General features: G+C 53.3%; 12 protein-coding genes. 4 read left to right on the top strand and 8 right to left on the bottom strand.

Annotation, left to right across the window (positions count from 1 at the left end; all coding sequences use genetic code 11):
- Positions 1-212 precede the first annotated feature (212 nt).
- Positions 213-1,448, top strand: a complete 1,236-nt coding sequence (locus tag ACFX4U_RS12855) for a SulP family inorganic anion transporter (RefSeq protein ID WP_313506634.1) — start codon at positions 213-215, stop codon at positions 1,446-1,448.
- Here the strand turns inward: ACFX4U_RS12855 and mgtE are convergent.
- The 6 genes from mgtE to ACFX4U_RS12825 all read right to left on the bottom strand — a co-directional run bounded on the left by mgtE (position 1,411) and on the right by ACFX4U_RS12825 (position 8,782).
- The gene (gene mgtE, locus ACFX4U_RS12850; protein ID WP_200550372.1) at positions 1,411-2,847 is read right to left on the bottom strand and encodes a magnesium transporter; all 1,437 of its coding nucleotides are present in this window, start codon (positions 2,845-2,847) and stop codon (positions 1,411-1,413) included. The two genes, ACFX4U_RS12855 and mgtE, sit on opposite strands and share 38 nt — an antisense overlap.
- A gap of 147 nt (positions 2,848-2,994) precedes the next feature.
- Complete coding sequence (locus ACFX4U_RS12845) at positions 2,995-4,638, bottom strand: multidrug ABC transporter permease/ATP-binding protein (protein ID WP_313506633.1); 1,644 nt, start codon at positions 4,636-4,638, stop codon at positions 2,995-2,997.
- Between the two features lie 73 nt (positions 4,639-4,711).
- Complete coding sequence (gene alkB / locus ACFX4U_RS12840) at positions 4,712-5,362, bottom strand: DNA oxidative demethylase AlkB (protein ID WP_313506632.1); 651 nt, start codon at positions 5,360-5,362, stop codon at positions 4,712-4,714.
- Positions 5,362-6,423: a bifunctional DNA-binding transcriptional regulator/O6-methylguanine-DNA methyltransferase Ada gene (gene ada, locus ACFX4U_RS12835; RefSeq protein WP_313506631.1), complete on the bottom strand. Its 1,062-nt coding sequence runs from the start codon at positions 6,421-6,423 to the stop codon at positions 5,362-5,364. Before ada ends, alkB begins: the two co-directional genes overlap by 1 nt.
- Before the next feature lie 72 nt (positions 6,424-6,495).
- Complete coding sequence (gene apbE / locus ACFX4U_RS12830) at positions 6,496-7,527, bottom strand: FAD:protein FMN transferase ApbE (protein ID WP_313506630.1); 1,032 nt, start codon at positions 7,525-7,527, stop codon at positions 6,496-6,498.
- Positions 7,528-7,642: 115 nt separating this feature from the next.
- Positions 7,643-8,782 (bottom strand): porin OmpC, encoded by a 1,140-nt coding sequence (locus tag ACFX4U_RS12825; RefSeq protein WP_313506629.1) that lies wholly within the window; start codon positions 8,780-8,782, stop codon positions 7,643-7,645.
- Between the two features lie 837 nt (positions 8,783-9,619).
- On the opposite strand from ACFX4U_RS12825, the gene rcsD reads away from it, so the two are divergent.
- Positions 9,620-12,289, top strand: coding sequence for a phosphotransferase RcsD (gene rcsD / locus ACFX4U_RS12820; RefSeq protein ID WP_200550367.1), 2,670 nt, complete (start codon positions 9,620-9,622; stop codon positions 12,287-12,289).
- 16 nt (positions 12,290-12,305) lie between these two features.
- A complete protein-coding gene (gene rcsB / locus ACFX4U_RS12815) occupies positions 12,306-12,956 on the top strand; it encodes a response regulator transcription factor RcsB (protein WP_017458563.1) in 651 nt (216 codons plus the stop codon).
- A 33-nt stretch (positions 12,957-12,989) separates the two neighbouring features.
- On the opposite strand, the gene rcsC is transcribed toward rcsB, so the two are convergent.
- Positions 12,990-15,836: a two-component system sensor histidine kinase RcsC gene (rcsC, locus tag ACFX4U_RS12810; RefSeq protein ID WP_305735480.1), complete on the bottom strand. Its 2,847-nt coding sequence runs from the start codon at positions 15,834-15,836 to the stop codon at positions 12,990-12,992.
- Between the two features lie 113 nt (positions 15,837-15,949).
- Positions 15,950-18,592, bottom strand: a complete 2,643-nt coding sequence (gene gyrA / locus ACFX4U_RS12805; protein ID WP_349350515.1) for a DNA topoisomerase (ATP-hydrolyzing) subunit A — start codon at positions 18,590-18,592, stop codon at positions 15,950-15,952.
- Positions 18,593-18,750: 158 nt separating this feature from the next.
- On the opposite strand from gyrA, the gene ubiG reads away from it, so the two are divergent.
- On the top strand, positions 18,751-19,479 hold the full coding sequence (gene ubiG, locus ACFX4U_RS12800; RefSeq protein ID WP_200550364.1) for a bifunctional 2-polyprenyl-6-hydroxyphenol methylase/3-demethylubiquinol 3-O-methyltransferase UbiG: 729 nt from the start codon (positions 18,751-18,753) through the stop codon (positions 19,477-19,479).
- The last annotated feature ends 147 nt before the right edge of the window (positions 19,480-19,626 follow it).

The raw sequence follows: 19,626 nt of genomic DNA, 5'->3' as shown, positions 1-19,626 counted from the left end.
CCCTACCGTAGCACTTAAAAAGTGAGATTTAAATAATGTTTAAACATTAAATATTCATTGTATTAATGTTACTAATAAGTTGATTTTTTGCATTAAATTTAACACTTATTGCTGGTCACATTGGCTGGAAATCTGCTATCATCCCCCGCTTTGCTGAACGCAGGGATACTGTTTGTCGCTGTTTTTCTGGCAACCCTCACCTGCGAACCTTTATGACTGAAAAATCAACCCATTCTGCACTGCGCGTAAGCCACCTCCTGCGCTCACCACAGCTTTTTACCCGTGAAGTTCTGGCAGGCGTTATCACCGCGCTGGCGCTGATCCCGGAAGTTATCTCATTTTCTGTTATCGCAGGTGTAGACCCGAAAGTAAGCCTGATTGCATCAGTAGTGCTTTGTTTTAGCATGTCTTTGCTCGGCGGGCGCCCGGCAATGGTCACGGCGGCGGCGGGATCAGTCGCATTGGTTATCGGTCCGATGGTTCATCAAAACGGTGTGGAATACATCTTGCCGGCGGTTTTACTCGCCGGTGTGATCCAGATTATTTTCGGTCTGAGCGGAATGTCGCGGCTGATGAGCTTTATCCCACACGCAGTGATGACCGGCTTTGTTAATGCGCTGGGGATATTGATTTTCTTCGCTCAGGTACCGCATTTCTGGCATAAAGATCCCCTTATTCTGGCGCTGTTCGCCCTGACCATTCTGATTGTGCTGTGGCTCCCGCGCTGGGTTAAAAGTATTCCTGCACCGCTGGTGGCGATTGTGCTGCTCACGGCGTTCACCGTTTTTACCGGTCAGTTGCTGCCCACCGTGGGGGATGAAGGTTCTATGCAGGGCGGTTTGCCAGGCCTGACGCAATGGCTGGTGCCATTGAATCTGCATACGCTGAGCATTGTCTGGCCGTGCGCGTTGAGTATCGCGTTTGTCGGCCTGATGGAGTCGCTGCTGACTGCCAAATTGGTCGATGATCTGACCCATACGCCATCGAATAAAAGCCGGGAAAGCACCGGGCTTGGGATCGCGAATATTCTGGCGGGTTTCTACGGCGGAATTGCAGGCTGCGCCATGATCGGTCAGACCATTGTCAACGTGGAGATGGGCAAAGGCCGCTCGCGTATATCAACCCTTGCGGCTGCGCTGGTGCTGTTGCTGCTGGTAACGGTATTAAGCGACGTGATGGCGAAAATCCCGATGGTGGTATTGGCCGGGATTATGGCGATTGTCGCGTTTAAGACCTTTAACTGGAACAGTTTGCAACCTGCGACGCTAATGCGGGCACCGGTTGTTGAAACGCTGGTGATGCTGGTCACCGTTGTTGCTACCGTCAGCACCGGTAATCTGGCTATCGGCGTTGTTGCCGGGCTGGTTACACTGGCGATTACGCCAGCAGCGCTGCGGGAAAAAAGCCTGTTTACAGCAAAAAAATCGTCGCTAGTCCAAGAAAAATAAAGAAGCCGCCGGTATCGGTAATGGCGGTGATCATCACGCTGGAGCCGACCGCCGGGTCGCGCCCCAGCCGGGTCATCACCATCGGGATTAATACCCCCATTAGCGCCGCCATCAGCAGGTTCAGCACCATTGCCAGCGTCATCACGCCGCCCAGCGCCGCATCGTCGTACAGCCACCAGGTGACACCGCCCATAATCCCGCCCCACACCAGGCCGTTAATCAGCGCCACGCCCATTTCACGCAGAATAAGAAAGGTAAAGTTTCCCGGCTGAATGTTCTGCAAAGCCAATGCGCGAACAATCATGGTTATGGTTTGATTCCCCGTATTGCCGCCGATGCCAGCGACAATCGGCATCAACGACGCCAGCGCCACCAGTTGCGAGATGGTATGTTCGAAACCATCAATGACACGTGATGCGATAAACGCAGTACACAAGTTGGTTGCCAGCCATACCCAGCGAGTTTTCACCGCTTTACTTACCGGGGCGAAAACATCTTCCTCGGTACTTAAGCCCCCCATCTGGCGCATGTCGTTGTCGGTCTCTTCGTACACCACATCAACGATTTCATCGATGGTCAAACGCCCCATCAGCATGCCGTTTTCATCCACCACTGCCGCGCTGAGTAAATTGTCACGTTCGAAGGTGCGCGCCACTTTTTCCGCTTCGTCTTCGGGTGAGAAGGTGACCGGATCGGCATCCATAACCTCGCTCACCCGCCGTCCGGCGGCGTTAAGCAGGATAGTTTGCAGCCCAAGCTCACCCATTAGCCGGTTATCACGTCCGATAACAAACAGTTTATCGGTGTTCTCCGGCATTTTACCGAGACGGCGCAGATAGCGCTGGACAGCCGCCAGCGTGACTTCCGAGCGGACAGTGATGACTTCAAACGCCATAATTGCGCCGACGCAATTTTTGCCATAGCGCATGACCTGCCGCATGCGGGCGCGCTCTGACGGCGGCAATGTGGCCATTAGCCGCCCGGTGAGGTTACGCGGCAGATGCTGCACCAGCCAGATTTGCTCATCGATATCCAGCGTATCGAGCGCATCCAGCAGCGCACGGTCGCTCATCTCATCGATCAGGTCATCCCAGACGTTTTCGGACGCTTCCAGCAGCACTTTACCGCGCTTATCATCATCGATTAATCGCCATAACGCGTGGCGCTCAACCACCGGTAGCGCTTCAAGGGTGTCAGCCAAATCCGGGGGCGGCAGATGCGAAACCAGCACTTTCACTTCGGCGAGATCGTGCTCAAGCTCGGCACTATCGACCTGCTCAACCAGCGTGATTTCGCCAAGCAACGCGGCGGTAAGCGGTTTATGGGTGGTGAGCAGCCAAATCAACCGCGCACGCTCTTCGTCGCGCAGTTTGACGCTGTTTTTTTTGATAACTGGCATTGGCCGGTCCCTGAGTGTGGCAAAGCGCTCCGAAGCCAGAGCGACGTAGCCTTAAGCATAGCGGGAGGTTTTGTAAAAAATAATAAACAGCGCAGGCGTTTGGATAAAAAACCAGCGAACGCCCCCTCGGCAGAAGGGGCGTTTCTGTCAGGCGGTACGTGCTACTGCGTCGCGGGAAGCGTGCGCACGCTCTTCACCCACCAACTCGGTGAGCTGGCCGTTGCGCATCTCCAGCAGGCGATCGGCATGCTCGAAGTAGTGATCGTCATGGCTGATGGCAAAAATGGTTTTGCCCATCTGCTGCATTAACGGAAGTAGTACCTGGTAGAAATCGCGGCGAAAATGCGGGTCCTGATCCGCCGCCCATTCATCCAGCAGCAAAATATCGCGCTCTTCCGCCAGTGCCAGCAGCAGCGCGACGCGTTTTTTCTGCCCTTTCGACAGCTTCAGATTGAGGATCTTGCCGTTGTGTAGCTCCAGCTTGTGCAACATTTTCAGTTGCTCAAGCCACTTTTCCACCAGCGCCGGATCCGCCTGCTTGCCTTCCGGCCCCAGCAGGTCGTCAAACAACCAGACGTCGGTAAAGACCGCCGAAAATAATTTGCGGTAATCTTCCGGTTTATCCTGCGCCATCGGTTTGCCATCAAGCAGGATCTCGCCGGAAACCGGCTGATACAGCCCGGTTAACAGCATCGCCAGCGTCGACTTGCCGCTGCCGTTGCCACCAATCAAAAACACCAGCTCGCCGCGATTCAGCGTCATGTTGACGGGGCCAATCGCGAAGTCGTTGTCCTGATATTTAAAGGTAACATCGCGCAGCTCCAGCGTTTGCCAGTTCGGGAAAGCTTGCGGGCGAGGAAACTCGGCTTTATAGGGTGCCAGCGCAAACTGTTTGAGTTTTTTGAAAGCCACCTGCGCACTAAGTAGCGTGGGCAAGGCACCCACTGCTGACAGCAGCGGCGTGCGCAAAAACAGCAGCGTCAGGGAATACGTTGCGGCGACATTGGTATCCGCCCAGCCGAGGCTGTTTGCCATCCAGAACACCAGGCCGATTGCGCCCAGCATCATAATATTCGACCAGTTTACCGCGCTTAAATGGAACGTATCGGCGCGAATAATATGATGGCGATACTCACGCGCATCCGGCAGGTACATCTGGTCGAAAATGTGTTCCGCACGTTCGCGGTTGAGATTCAGCTCTTTGCGCCCTTCAAGCACGGTCTGGAAATCGTTGTACAACTTGTCTTCTGTTTCGCGCAGCCTCGCCATATGTTTGTACACACGGGAAACCAGCACGAACCCGCCCCAGATGGTCAGCGCCATCCACAGCACAGTGATCAGCAGCATCTTGCCAGAGAGCATCGCCAGGTAGATACAGGAACCGACGGTCAGAATAATGCCCTGCACCAGTTCCGGCAGGCGCACAAAGGCGATGGTGATATTACGCACATCGCTGGTCAGACCGGCCAGCAGCGCGGCGCTACCCAGTTGTTCAATGCGCTCGACCGGGGTGTCGAGAATACGTTTGATAAATTCACTGCGCAGACGGAAGACAAAATGGTGACCGAGGGTAGTCAGCGCCAGTTGCGATCCCAGCGTCACCGCCATCAGTAACAGCAACAGACCGAGAAACTCCGGTAATACGGTCAGCGATATATCCACTGTTTCAATCAGCCGCTGGTTAATAAAAGCAATCAGGCCGATACCAAACGCGGCGCTCAAGAGGGTAAGCGCCAGCACACCGACAAAAGGCCAGCGATACTGACGCCAGACAAGAAGGAGAAGTTCCATAACAACACCCGGTCAACAAAATCAGCCAGCAGTTTAAACGGCTATCGGGTTACATCAAGAATAATTCTTATTTTTATTCGCCATTGCCTGCCTGGCGAAATGTCAGGTTATAGCGGCACTCACCGGTAGCCGGATGATAGCCGCCTTTTAGCGGCGCAATGCCGTGGTAAAAGAGCCGCGACTCGCCGCCCCATACGACAACATCGCCGTGTTCAAGCATCAGCCGTTGCAGCGGATCGCTACGTTTCAGGCCGCCAAACTGGAAAACGGCCGGTAAACCGAGCGACACCGACACAATCGGCGCACGCAGGTCGGGTTCGTCCTTATCCTGATGCAGCGACAATTTCGCCCCCGGCACATAACGGTTGATAAGACAGGCATCCGGATGAAAATCCGGGTAACCCGCCGCCTCGCTCGCCTGCTGGCACAACGCAGAAAAAGCCGCAGGCATCGGCGGCCACGGCTGTTGAGTTAGCGGATCGACTGGCGCGTAGAGGTAACCACGATGATCGGTGGTCCAGCCGAGTTTGCCACAGTTGGTCATCGCCACTGACATGGTATAACCGCCAGGCGTGACCATATGGCGCAGCGGCGACTGGCTAACCACCTGCGCAATACCGCGTAACAGTTGGTCGGCGGGCGCTAATGCAAGGCGCCGCAACACAACAGCGCCCGATGCCAGCGGCTCCTGCCAGGGTTGTTCTCCGGAAAACAGATCGAGCATCACGTCTCCTCTTTGTTACGTTCTCGCTGGAGCAACTGAGCTTTGCGCGCCATCCCCCAGCGATAACCGGAAAGCGCACCGTCGCTGCGCACCACGCGATGACAAGGGATCACAATTGCCAGTTTGTTTGCGCCGCAGGCGCTGGCAACCGCCCGCACCGCTTGCGGTTTACCCAGCTTTTGCGCCAGTGCCTGGTAACTTACCGTCTCACCAGCGGGTATTTCGCGCAGTGCTTGCCATACCTGTAACTGGAAAGCGGTGCCGCGCAAATCCAGCGGCAGCGTAAAGGGGGCATCGGCATTGTCGAGCCGACCGATAACGTGCGCCACACGTTCGCTGAACGCATCATTTGCCTGCGCACGCTGAGCGCGCGGGAAGATCGCCTGCAACTGGGCAAGAAGCTGCTCGTCACTGTCGGCCAGTAAAATGGCGCAAATTCCACGTTCGCTCTCAGCCACCAGGCAGCGTCCCAGCTCGCAGTCGCTGAAGGTATACCAGACATCAGTTGCATCGCCGCCGCGACGAAACTGCTGTGCCGTCATCCCCAGCGATGCATCGGCCTGGCGGTAATAACTGCTGCTATCCGGGAAGCCGGCAGCCAGCACAGCGTCGGTGACGGTTTCACTCATAATCAGGGCGTTGCGTAAGCGGCGAGCGCGTAAAGCCAGTTGCCAGGCTTTTGGCGTCATCCCGGTAACGGATTTAAATAAACGGTGAAAATGATAAGGACTAAGCGCCACTTCGGCGGCCAGTTGCTCCAGCGTGATGGGCGTATCCTGTTCCAGTAAACGGCAGGCTTTAGCCACTTTATCCAGCCGCTGTTGCTGCGGGTGGGTTTTATCCGGCTGGCAGCGCTTACAGGGGCGAAAACCAGCGACCAGGGCGCTCTGCACATCAGGATAAAAACGCACATTCTGGCGCAGAGCATGGCGTGCCGTGCAGGAGGGACGGCAAAAAATGCCGGTGGTCAGCACGGCAAAGACAAACTGACCATCGGCCTGCGCGTTACGGGCCAGCACCGCTTGCCAGCGCTGTTCATCTAATAATGTGGTGTCGTTCATGTCAGGCTCCTCATGTAAGCTTAGCCTCACTGTGCCCGTATGCGCGGATCCAGACACCCGCAATCTTGCGGTTTAATTTTTTTCACTTAGCAGGAACGCGGAAAACTGCGGCGACATCCAGGTACGGAAACCGTCGCCGTCTTTGATAATCATAAATACCGCCAGCCCTTCCCGCTTCACTACCTCTTTTGCCTGCTCGGTGCCAAGCACCATTAAACCGGTGTCCCAGGCATCCGCTTCCAGCGCCGTGGGCGCGATAACCGTGACCGACACCAGCGCATGCTGGATTGGCCGCCCGCTACGTGGATCGATGATGTGTGAAATGCGTTTGCCGTCCAGCTCGTAATAGTTACGGTAGCTGCCAGAGGTGCTAATACCATGGCCGTTGATATCGACAACCGCCTGGGCAACGTTCTCACGATCGGTCGGTTTCTGTATCGCCACGCGCCACGGCTGGTCTTGCGCGTTCATGCCCCGGCTGGCTAACGCGCCGCCGACAGAAACCAGATAACGCGCGATCCCTTCCTGCTCCATTAACTTTGCCAGGTGATCCGCCGCGTACCCCTCGCCTACCGTCGAAAGGTCAACAAACAGTTCCGGCAGATCTTTTTGCAGGAATTGCTCCCCGGCGCGGTTGATCACGGTTAAATGCGCTAAACCGGTACGCGCTTTCGCCGCATCAATTTGTGTCTGACTCGGCGTTTTTACCGGCTGTTTATCCGGGCCAAAACCCCATAAATTAACCAGCGGTCCGACAGTGATATCCATCGCGCCTGCGGTTTTTTCGCCGACACGCAGCGAGGTGGTGACAATATCCGCCATCGCAGCGCTGACCGGCCACGGCGCGGTGCTGGTCGAGTGGTTAAAGCGCATTAGCGCGGAGTCGTCCTTCCAGGTCGACATCAGATGATCGTCAGCATCCAGCTGCGTTTGAATTTTCTGCTGCAGGGTTTGCGCCTGTTGCGGGCTGATATCGACTACACTAACGCGCCAGAAAGTGCCCATGGTTTTGCCTTCCAGCACGGTGGGCTGTGCCTTGCTACCGGCGTCGCAACCGGTCAGTAACAACAACGCCGCGACTACCCCGGCACGAAGAAAAATCATCTCTGTCTCTCGTTATTTGTTAACTCGCGGCAAGCCTACACTAAAACGCAAGCTTTGGCCGACGCGGAACATAAAAAAGGGGCCTTTCGGCCCCTTAATAATCACGGTTGTTAACTTAGAACTGGTAAACCAGGCCCAGAGCAACAACGTTGTCGGTGGCAATGCCAGCGGCTTTGGTGAAGTCGTTGTCGTCCAGCAGGTTGATTTTGTAATCAACATAGGTGGACATGTTTTTGTTGAAGTAGTAGGTCGCGCCAACATCAATGTATTTCAGGATATCCTGGTCACCGAAGTTAACAGTGCCGGTATTGTTGCTGACATCCTTACCTTTAGATTGCAGGTAAGCGATAGACGGGCGCAGACCGAAGTCGAACTGGTACTGGGCAACCACTTCGAAGTTCTGCGCTTTGTTGGCAAAACCGTATACATCTGATGGGGAAGAACCATTGGAAGTACCAAAACGGGTTGCGTTATAGGTCTGAGAGTACTGTGCTGCCAGGTAAATATTGTTGGCGTCGTATTTCAGGCCGCCGCTGTACACTTCAGCGTGATCGCCTTCGCCGTAGAGATTTGCGTTTGACGCGTTCTGATCAGCAGTACGTTTGGAAGAGGACATCGCGCCGCCCACGCTGAAACCCGCGCCCAGATCGTAAGTCAGAGATGCGCCATAGCCGTCACCATTCTGGTTCAGCAGGCTGCGGCCGTTGGTGTTCTCACCGCTTACGCTACCGTTTTTACCCTGGTATTGCAGAGCAAAGTTCAGACCATCAACCAGACCGAAGAAGTCAGTGTTACGGTAAGTTGCAACGCCGTTAGCACGGGACTGCATGAAGTTATCTGCACCGTAGGTATCGCCGCCGAACTCCGGCAGAACGTCGGTCCAGGAAGTGACGTCGTAGATAACGCCGTAGTTACGACCGTAGTCGAAAGAACCTGCATCAGCAACGCGGATACCGGCGAAAGCCAGACGAGTCCATGCCTGGTCGCTTGCACCTTCTTCGCTGTTCGCCTGAATGTTGTATTCCCACTGACCGTAGCCGGTTACCTGATCGTTAACCTGCGTTTCGCCTTTGAAGCCGAAACGGACATAGCTCTTATCGCCGTCGGAACCGTTGTCGTCAGAGAAATAGTGCAGACCGTCTACTTTGCCGTACAGATCTAATTTGTTGCCATCTTTGTTGTAAACTTCAGCCGCATTTGCTGCGCCTGCTACCAGCAGAGCCGGTACCAGGAGGGACAGAACTTTAACTTTCATTTTATTAACCCTCTGTTATATGCATTTTTATTGCCACTGCTTGCCGATTAACCCTCTAATCAGCTGGCAAAATCATTGTGCTTAAAATAGAAAAATAATCCAACGAGAATATGATACGAAAACTTTGAAGATGTTTCATACATAATGATAGATGTTTCATTTTGTAAATTTGAGGGAACTTTTTTTCGCACAAATAGCTAAACAAATACGCACAAATAATCAAAAAACAATAAAAAATCATTTAAAAACAATATAATAAGACAAATAAAAATCATAGCACTGAATGCAAAACCATAATCTTCAATCGCAACTAAAATATCTAACGCTATCATCATTAACTTTATTTATTACCGTCATTCGAATCTGAATGTCTGTTTACCCCTCTTATAACCGGATGCTTCGCATTCGGTTTTTTTTTACTTTTATTTACGTAAGTTGAATAATTATTTAGATATAATAACGATTTGTAACGACTATTAATTAATCAATTACTATGCCAGATATTTCTCATTGACACATTCACCAAATTAATCGCTTGTTATTTATCGCGTTCTTTTTGCAACCAACCGGTAAATATATGTACAGTTTTTCCAGGCTGTACATATTTGCCGCTGCATTTGGTCGATATGTCTATCCCCATGTTTTCGAGATTGAAACGGGAAAGAGAGTCTGGAAATTCATTCATTAACCGATATACTGCCTGCTGTACACTGCTCTGCAACACAACATCTATACGTTCGCGCATGTTTCAGGCGGCTATTACGGCATGGCAGCAACATTGTCTCAGCGAGCGCTGAGTGTTAACAGCAGTGTTGTCATAACGGGTTCCACACAAGAATGAGTCGATCGGACACAATGATCCCTGGCAAATTTTCCCTGATACCGGGCAACATCACCCGTTACTTTCTTTTGTTGATTATCGTCCTGTTGGTGACAATGGGGGTGATGATCCAAAGTGCGGTCAACGCCTGGTTAAAAGATAAAAGCTATCAGATTGTCGATATCACCCACGCTATTCATAAGCGTATCGACACCTGGCGCTACGCAACCTGGCAAATCTACGACAATATTGCAGCGGCTCCTGCCGCTACGTCTGGTGAAGGTCTGCAAGAAACGCGCTTAAAACAAGATGTTTACTACCTGGAAAAACCACGGCGTAAAACAGAAGCGTTGATTTTTGGTTCCCATGACAGTTCGACGCTGGAGATGACGCAGCGGATCTCCACTTACCTCGATACGCTCTGGGGCGCGGAAACCGTGCCCTGGTCGATGTATTACCTCAACGGCCAGGATAACAGCATGATCCTGGTGTCGACGTTGCCGCTAAAGGATCTTTCGTCCGGTTTCAAAGACAACACGATCAGTAATATTGTCGATTCCCGCCGTGCGGAAATGCTGCAGCAGGCTAATGCCCTCGATGAACGTGAAAGCTTTTCATCTCTGCGCCATCTGGCCTGGCAAAACGGCCATTATTTCACGTTGCGTACGACCTTCAACCAGCCGGGTCACCTGGCCACGGTGGTCGCATTCGATTTGCCGATTAATGATCTGATCCCACCCGGTATGACGCTGGATAGCTTCCGTCTCGATCCGGATACCACGCAAGCCAACACGCGCGGGCAGGATAAGGAAACGACCGACAGCGTTGCCGTCAATTTTAATAGTTCGCGCATTGAGATCTCCTCGGCATTGAACGGTACCGGGCTGCGTCTGGTCTGGCAGGTGCCATTCGGAACACTGCTGCTGGATACGCTGCAAAATATTCTGCTGCCATTACTGCTGAATATCGGTCTGCTGGCGCTGGCACTGTTCGGTTACACCACTTTTCGCCAGATGCCAGGGCGTAAAACCGATGGTCTGGCAACGCCTGGTGCGAGTAACGAACTGCGCGTGCTGCGCGCCTTTAATGAAGAGATCGTGTCGCTGCTGCCACTGGGACTGCTGGTGCATGATCAGGAAGCGAACCGCACCGTTCTGAGCAATAAAATCGCCGATCACTTATTACCTCACCTGAATCTGCAGAATATTACGGCCATGGCCGATCAACATCAGGGCGTGATTCAGGCCACCATCAATAACGAGCTGTACGAAATTCGTCAGTTCCGCAGCCAGGTCGCCTCACGTACGCAGATCTTTATTATTCGCGACCAGGACAGAGAAGTGCTGGTTAATAAAAAGCTCAAGCAGGCGCAACGGCTTTATGAGAAAAACCAGCAAGGCCGCGCAAGCTTTATGAGTAACCTAGCCGAGTCGCTGAAACAGCCGGTTAAATCGCTGGCCAGCGAAGCCGCAGCGTTGCAAAGCCAGGAAGGCAACCTTGTCGCGGATCACGCCGACAGGCTGGTTCAGTTGGTCGATGAAATCCAGCTGGCGCATATGCTGGAAAGCGACAGCTGGAAAGGTTCGTCTACACTGTTCTCGATTCAGGATTTGATTGACGAAGTAGTGCCGGAAGTCCTGCCGGTTATCAAACGTAAGGGTCTGCAACTCTTAATTAATAACCCGCTTCCGGCCAATGAAGAGCGTCACGGCGACCGCGATGCACTACGTCGGATTCTGTTGCTACTGATCCAGTACGCAGTCACAACTACGCAGATGGGCAAAATCACGCTTGAAGTGAATGTGGACGAATCGGCAGAAGACCGCCTGACCTTCCGGATTCTCGATACCGGCGTGGGTGTGAACGCCAGTGAAATCGATAACCTGCATTTCCCTTTCCTAAACGATACGCAGGGTGACCAGTACGGGAAAGCGAACGCCCTCACCTTCTGGCTGTGCGATCAGCTGGCACGTAAGCTTGGCGGGCATCTGAATATTAAAGCGCGTGAGGATCTGGGCACCCGTTATTCACTGCATGTGAAAATGGCGGCACGTCCACAACAGGCAGAGAGCGAAGAAAAATTACTCGATGACGTGGTGGCGATGATTGATATTACCTCTAACGAAATCCGTAATATTGTGGTTCGCCAGTTGGAAAACTGGGGAGCGAGTTGTATTTCCCCGGATGAGCGGTTATCAAGTCAAGAATATGATCTCTTTTTGACAGATAATCCGTCTAATCTTACTGCCTCAGGCTTGCTTTTAAGCGATGATGAGGCAGGCGTGCGGAAAATTGGTCCAGGCCAATTGCGCGTGAACTTTAATATGAGCAATGCAATGCAGGGAGCAATATTGCAACTCATTGAAGAGCAACTGGCGCAGGAGGATGTACCGGAGTCGCCTTTGGGGGGTGACGAAAACGCCGAGCTCCACGCCAGCGGCTATTACGCGCTGTTTGTTGACACAGTACCCGATGATGTTAAGAGGTTGTATACTGAGTCGGCGCTGCGCGATTTCGCGGCGCTGGCGCAGACGGCACACCGCCTGAAAGGCGTGTTTGCCATGCTTAATCTGGTACCTGGTAAGCAGTTGTGTGAAACGCTGGAGCAATTAATTCGCGAGAGCGATGTTCCAGGCATAGAAAATTACATCAGCGACATTGACGCTTACGTCAAGAGCTTGCTGTAGCAAGGTAGCCTAATACATGAACAATATGAACGTAATTATTGCCGATGACCATCCGATTGTACTGTTCGGTATTCGCAAGTCACTCGAACAAATCGAATGGGTAAACGTTGTCGGTGAATTTGAAGACTCTACAGCGCTGATTAACAACCTGCCGAAACTTGAGGCAAACGTATTGATAACCGATCTGTCAATGCCGGGCGATAAATACGGCGATGGCATCACGCTTATCAAATACATTAAACGTCACTTCCCGACGCTGTCGATTATTGTGCTTACCATGAACAATAACCCGGCAATCCTGAGCGCAGTGCTGGATCTGGATATTGAAGGTATCGTGCTAAAACAAGGCGCGCCGACAGACCTGCCAAAAGCGCTGGCAGCACTGCAAAAAGGGAAGAAATTCACACCGGAAAGCGTCTCCCGTCTGCTGGAAAAAATCAGCGCTGGCGGTTATGGCGACAAGCGTCTGTCACCGAAAGAGAGCGAAGTACTGCGCCTGTTTGCCGAAGGTTTCCTGGTAACGGAGATCGCCAAGAAGCTGAACCGCAGTATCAAAACCATCAGTAGCCAGAAGAAATCAGCAATGATGAAACTGGGTGTCGATAACGATATCGCGCTGCTGAACTATCTCTCCTCCGTCACCCTGACGCAGACAGAAAAAGAGTAATCCCGCAACCCCGGCACCCGCCGGGGTTCTTTTTTATACCCGGCTGTTTCGTACCCGCGCGGCATATGCCGCCAGCGTTTGCTTGAGAATATCCAGCGTTACCGGCTTCGACAGGCAGCTGTCCATACCCGATTCCAGACAGCGTTGTTTCTCTTCCGCCAGCGCGTTAGCCGTCACACCAATCACCGGCAGCGTTAGCCCTAACTGGCGAATACGTTGTGTCAGGCGGTAACCGTCCATATTCGGCATGTTGACGTCACTGAGCACAATATCGATAGGGTTTTTACTCAGAACATTCAGCGCATCCACGCCATCATTGGCCGTTTTACACTGATATCCCAGCGATCCCAGCTGATCGGCCAGCAGGCGGCGGTTAATCGGATGATCGTCCACCACCAGAATCATCATGTCATCGTTACGCGCCGCTTCGCGGGTCTCGGCCGGAAGCGCGTTGCTCGCCTGCGGCTCGATAACCTGAACGCGGTAAATGCGCCCCAGCAGCGCAAGCAGATCGTGGGGCGACGCGACGCTGTGCAGCCATTCACCCGGCGCACGCTCAACGGGAATACCGATGTGGCGACGGCAGAAAATAATGGCCGCGCGCCCGGTCCACGACGCGGAGAGTTCATCATCGGTGATCAATGTATCCTGGTTGCCCAGCGCGCGTCCGTCGTACTGCTTCACCTGAATACCGTTCCATTGCAGTAATGTCTGCAGATAACCCGACAGCCAGGCATTACGCACCGCCAGCCAGCAGCACGTATCCGCCAGGCCATCGACATCGGCGCGAACCGGCGCCACTGCGCTGTAAAGCGGAATACGAATTGTGAACTGGCTACCCATGCCCGGCTCGGTATCAACGGAAATATCGCCATCCATCATGCTGATTAATTTTTCACAAATCGCCAGCCCCAGCCCGGTTCCCTGGAAATTACGCTGTACGCCGGTTCCCACCTGGAAGAAGGGATCGAACAAACGCACCACCTCTTTACCCGGAATTCCCACGCCGGTATCACGTACGCGAATGCTGAGATAATCCGCGTCGCGATGCACATGCAACACGATACAACCCATATCAGTGAACTTAATTGCGTTGCTGAGCAGGTTGGAAATCACCTGCTGTAAACGCATCGGATCGCCATTCAGCGCCATCGGCACATCCGGTTCAATAAAGCAGTACAACCCCAGTTGTTTACGTACCACCAGCGGTAAATAGTTGGCGGTGATATGGCTCATCACTTCGCGCGGAGAAAACTCACGCGGCTCGATTTTCAGCTGTTCCGATTCAATTTTCGAGAAATCGAGAATATCGCTGATAATTTTCAGCAACAGACTCGACGAGTTGTTCATCGCGGTGACTAACCTGTCGACCCCTTTCGGCAGCTCTTTCGTTTGCAGCAGATCGAGGTTACCGATAATACCGTACAGCGGTGTGCGCAACTCATGGCTGACTGTCGCAAGGAACATCGATTTCGACTGGCTCGCCTGCTCCGCCGCTTGCGCCATCTCCTGCAACGACTCTTCCATCTTCACGCGGGCAGAAACATCCACCAGCACGCAAATCGCCACGTTTTCATTGCGATAACGTGAATGAACAAAGCTAATTTGCAGATTGGTATTATTGCTGGTCAGCACATCAACGAAATTGACCTGCTGACCACAGATAATTTGCGTAAGCCGCTGCCTGTCTTCATGCGTCAGCATGTTCAAATAGTTGTGTGCCAGCTCGTTACTGAGGATGTTCGTGCCGTCCTGAGTGCGCAAAATGCAGATCCCCACCGGCGCGGAGGCGACAATTTTACGGTTGAACTGCTCATGCTCTTCCAGCCGCTGGGCATCATTTTCCGCCGGAATAAAAATCCGCCGCTCATACATGCGCGCAAGCGTAAAGAGCGCCACACCGACCAGCACATTCAGCAACACCGCGTTAAGGATCAGCATGCGAATGCGCTCCAGCACCATATCAACCGGTACGGAGTAAACCACGCTCAGCGATGACGGTGGCAGGCTCTTTTTCAGGATCAGTTCGCGGAAACCCGAGGTATAACCAAACCACGAACGTTCCTGCATCCAGCGCGGATCGACAACAATGCCGCTATCCTGGCCGGTAAGGGAAATTAGCGCATGTCCATTGTCATCCAGGATGGTCACGCCCATTGGCAAGCTACCCGGCGTGAAGAAGTTTTCCATGCGAATGGACTGTTCCGTACCCAGCAGCGCTTGCAGGCGGTTGCCGAGGTAAACCGGCGTCAGCGCATAGAAATAACCGATCCCCGGACGTGGCCCCTGGCTCATCCAGTAGACGTTGTTACTGCGCTCATCCTGCGGAGCGTTACGGTATTTAACGATACGCTCATGCAGGCTTTTCAGCGTATCGTCGCGTTCAACGGGGAGATCGCGCAGGCCGAAGTCAGCCATGCAAAGATTGTCGCTGCCGATCAAAAACACGCGGTTGAGATCGTAAGCGGCGGAGAAATTGTCGCGCCAGTAGCGCATAAACCACGCCAGCGACTCCAGCGAGCCGCGCCAGGAGCTGCCCATGGCGGAGCAGTCAGAATCCGGGAACAGCGGTAAAAATGTCGGGACTTCGGTTTTGTCGTCGCGGTTGCGCGAGGTCAGAATACCGTTTTCCGCCGTCAGGCGGTTTTCAGCGATGTACTTCAGCTCTTTCATCACGTCAGATGTGCGCTGGATGTAACGCTGCGCCTGATCGGAGCTGAGGTTAAATTCCTGGCGAATTTCCGACTCTTTGTCATGCAAGGCGTTAACGATATAAAAGACAGAAAAAAAGGCAATCAACAGCCAAAGCAATAGCGCCAGCGCCCTGAACAGATAGCGGGAGACTTTCAGGGTACTGCGAAAAGAGACGAGGTATTTCAACCTGGGGAAACTCCGCCACAAGGAAGTTAAAAAAGAGTGTGATTAAGGTAGCGATAAATCGCAAAGGCCGCAACGGCAATGAAAAAGGGCCGGAAACCGGCCCTCATAACGCATTACTCGGCGTCGTCCTCCGCCGCGTCGTCGTCGGTATCGGTATCAACTTCCGGCGCGATATCATCATCGCCTTCCGCCACGCTACCGTCGATGGAGTCTAACTCTTCATCATCTACCGGCTCAGCAACACGCTGCAGACCCACTACGTTTTCATCTTCCGCGGTGCGGATCAGAATCACGCCCTGGGTATTACGCCCTACCACGCTGATTTCCGAGACGCGTGTACGCACCAGCGTACCGGCATCAGTGATCATCATGATCTGGTCGCAATCATCAACCTGCACCGCGCCGACCACTGCGCCGTTACGCTCGGTGACTTTGATGGAGATTACGCCCTGGGTACCGCGGGATTTGGTCGGGTACTCGGTTTCCGCCGTACGTTTACCGTAACCGTTCTGCGTTACCGTCAGGATTGCGCCTTCGCCACGCGGCACGATCAGCGAGACAACGCTGTCTTTTTCCGCAAGCTTGATACCGCGAACACCCGTCGCAGTACGCCCCATTGCACGCACAGCACCTTCTTTAAAGCGCACCACTTTGCCCGCCGCAGAGAAGAGCATCACTTCGTCGCTGCCTGAAGTCAGATCGACGCCAATCAGCTCATCGCCTTCGTTCAGGTTGACGGCAATGATACCGGCAGAACGCGGACGGCTGAATTCGGTAAGCGCGGTTTTCTTCACGGTACCGCTGGCGGTCGCCATAAAGACGTTGACGCCCTCTTCGTATTCACGCACCGGCAGAATGGCGGTGATACGCTCGTTCGGCTCCAGCGGCAGCAGGTTGACGATCGGGCGACCACGTGCGCCACGGCTCGCTTCCGGCAACTGATAAACCTTCATCCAGTACAAACGTCCACGGCTGGAGAAGCAGAGGATGGTGTCATGGGTGTTGGCCACCAGCAGGCGGTCAATAAAGTCTTCTTCTTTAATACGCGCAGCCGATTTGCCTTTACCACCACGGCGCTGGGCTTCGTAGTCGGTCAGCGGCTGATACTTCACATAGCCCTGGTGCGACAACGTAACCACCACATCTTCCTGATTGATCAGGTCTTCGATGTTGATATCGGCAGTGTTAGCGGTAATTTCGGTACGACGTTCGTCGCCAAACTGTTCGCGAACCAGCTCAAGCTCTTCGCGGATCACTTCCATCAGGCGTTCAGCACTGCCAAGGATGTGCAGCAGCTCAGCAATCTGCTCCAGCAGCTCTTTGTACTCCTCGAGCAGTTTTTCATGCTCAAGGCCGGTCAGTTTCTGCAAACGCAGATCCAGAATCGCCTGTGCCTGCTGTTCGGTCAGATAGTATTTACCATCGCGAATACCGAACTCCGGCTCCAGCCATTCCGGACGCGCCGCGTCATCGCCCGCACGTTCCAGCATGGAAGAGACATTGCCCAGATCCCACGGTTGCGCGATCAGGCCCGCTTTTGCTTCAGCCGGTGTCGGCGCGCGGCGGATCAGTTCAATGATCGGATCGATGTTCGCCAGCGCTACGGCCAGCGCTTCGAGGATATGCGCGCGGTCACGGGCTTTACGCAGTTCGAAAATCGTACGACGCGTTACCACTTCACGGCGGTGGCGCACAAACGCTGCCAGAATTTCTTTCAGCGCCATGATCTTCGGCTGACCATGGTGCAGAGCAACCATGTTGATACCGAAAGAAACCTGCAATTGCGTCTGGGAGTAGAGGTTATTCAGAACCACTTCACCCACGGCGTCGCGTTTGATTTCGATAACGATGCGCATACCGTCTTTATCGGACTCGTCGCGCAGCGCGCTGATGCCTTCAACGCGTTTATCTTTCACCAGCTCGGCAATCTTCTCGATCAGGCGCGCTTTGTTCACCTGATACGGAATTTCGTGCACGATGATCGTTTCGCGGCCGTTCTTCGCGTCGGTTTCCACTTCCGCGCGCGCGCGAATGTAAATCTTGCCGCGACCGGTGCGATAGGCTTCTTCGATGCCACGACGACCGTTGATGATCGCCGCCGTCGGGAAATCCGGCCCCGGAATATGCACCATCAGCTCTTCAATGCTGATGTCTTCGTTATCAATGTAAGCCAGGCAACCGTTGATCACTTCCGTCAGGTTATGTGGCGGAATGTTGGTTGCCATACCGACGGCGATCCCCGAAGAACCGTTCACCAGCAGGTTCGGGATCTTGGTGGGCATCACATCAGGAATTTTTTCGGTGCCGTCGTAGTTATCGACGTAATCAACCGTCTCTTTTTCCAGATCGGCCATCAATTCATGGGCAATCTTCGCCAGGCGGATTTCCGTATAACGCATCGCCGCCGCGGAGTCGCCATCGATGGAACCGAAGTTCCCCTGACCATCGACCAGCATGTAACGCAGCGAGAACGGCTGCGCCATACGGACAATGGTGTCGTACACTGCGGAATCACCATGGGGATGGTACTTACCGATTACGTCACCAACGACACGGGCAGATTTTTTGTAGGCTTTATTCCAGTCATTGCCCAATACGTTCATGGCGTAAAGTACGCGACGGTGAACCGGTTTCAGGCCATCTCGGACATCCGGAAGCGCACGGCCAACAATGACCGACATCGCATAGTCCAGATAGGAGCTCTTCAGCTCTTCCTCGATGTTAACCGGTGTAATTTCTCTCGCAAGGTCGCTCATCTAACCGCTATCCCTCTACTGTATCCCGGATTCAAAGGTCGCAAATTATAACACAACCGCTTTGATACAGGTAAACCTATAACACCCGTGCAAAGGTTTATTCATCCCGTTGGCCTGATATACTCACGGGTCTTATTGATAGAGGAGTTATTGCGCCCATGAATGCCGAAAAAACGCCGGTCGCTCAAAACGTTGATCATGCTGAAATCGCCAAATTTGAGGCTGTCGCCTCGCGCTGGTGGGATAAAGAAGGTGAGTTTAAACCCCTGCACCGCATCAACCCGCTGCGTCTGGGTTATATTGGCGAACACGCTGCCGGCCTGTTCGGTAAGAAAGTGCTCGATGTCGGCTGCGGCGGCGGGATTCTGGCAGAAAGCATGGCGCAAGAAGGCGCGGATGTCACCGGGCTGGATATGGGCTTTGAACCGCTGCAGGTGGCGCGCTTGCACGCGCTGGAATCAGGCGTTCAGGTCAATTATGTGCAGGAAACCGTAGAAGAACATGCGGCAAAACACGCGCAGCAGTACGATGTCGTCACCTGCATGGAAATGCTGGAGCATGTTCCGGATCCGCAATCTGTGGTGAAGGCCTGTGCGCAACTGGTCAAACCCGGCGGTCATGTCTTCTTCTCTACCATTAACCGCAACGGCAAAGCCTGGTTGATGGCGGTAGTCGGCGCGGAATATGTGCTGCGCATGGTGCCGAAAGGCACGCACGACGTGAAGAAATTTATTAAGCCAGCGGAACTCTTAAACTGGGTTGACGGCACCGTGTTACAGGAGCGTCACATTACCGGGTTACATTACAACCCGTTGTTAAACCAGTTTACGTTAGGGCCGGGCGTTGATGTGAACTATATGTTACATACAACAGCAAAAAATGACTAAGGTCATCAGATAAAGTGATAGAAGATTGCGCAGCATCAAGTTGCGCAATTGCCTTTCCCGATGAAGAAATCAGCACTCGATCAAAAATTCATTTTTTTTTGCGAAATATTGACATCGCCGCCAGGCCTTACGATACGAGGACTTAGC

It is taken from the genome of Kosakonia sp. YIM B13588 (genome assembly GCF_042788165.1).
GTDB classification, from domain to species: domain Bacteria; phylum Pseudomonadota; class Gammaproteobacteria; order Enterobacterales; family Enterobacteriaceae; genus Kosakonia; species Kosakonia sacchari.
The sequence above is the reverse complement of the archived record's forward strand: the minus strand, read 5'-3'. Positions and strand labels throughout refer to the sequence as shown.

What these genes read in the sequence shown, in the direction of transcription:
- mgtE (WP_200550372.1), bottom strand. Translation starts at nt 2,847, where the DNA reads ATGCCAGTTATCAAAAAAAACAGCGTCAAACTGCGCGACGAAGAGCGT.
- alkB (WP_313506632.1), bottom strand. Translation starts at nt 5,362, where the DNA reads ATGCTCGATCTGTTTTCCGGAGAACAACCCTGGCAGGAGCCGCTGGCA.
- gyrA (WP_349350515.1), bottom strand. Translation starts at nt 18,592, where the DNA reads ATGAGCGACCTTGCGAGAGAAATTACACCGGTTAACATCGAGGAAGAG.
- ada (WP_313506631.1), bottom strand. Translation starts at nt 6,423, where the DNA reads ATGAACGACACCACATTATTAGATGAACAGCGCTGGCAAGCGGTGCTG.
- ACFX4U_RS12855 (WP_313506634.1), top strand. Translation starts at nt 213, where the DNA reads ATGACTGAAAAATCAACCCATTCTGCACTGCGCGTAAGCCACCTCCTG.
- ubiG (WP_200550364.1), top strand. Translation starts at nt 18,751, where the DNA reads ATGAATGCCGAAAAAACGCCGGTCGCTCAAAACGTTGATCATGCTGAA.
- ACFX4U_RS12825 (WP_313506629.1), bottom strand. Translation starts at nt 8,782, where the DNA reads ATGAAAGTTAAAGTTCTGTCCCTCCTGGTACCGGCTCTGCTGGTAGCA.
- rcsB (WP_017458563.1), top strand. Translation starts at nt 12,306, where the DNA reads ATGAACAATATGAACGTAATTATTGCCGATGACCATCCGATTGTACTG.
- ACFX4U_RS12845 (WP_313506633.1), bottom strand. Translation starts at nt 4,638, where the DNA reads ATGGAACTTCTCCTTCTTGTCTGGCGTCAGTATCGCTGGCCTTTTGTC.
- apbE (WP_313506630.1), bottom strand. Translation starts at nt 7,527, where the DNA reads ATGATTTTTCTTCGTGCCGGGGTAGTCGCGGCGTTGTTGTTACTGACC.
- rcsD (WP_200550367.1), top strand. Translation starts at nt 9,620, where the DNA reads ATGAGTCGATCGGACACAATGATCCCTGGCAAATTTTCCCTGATACCG.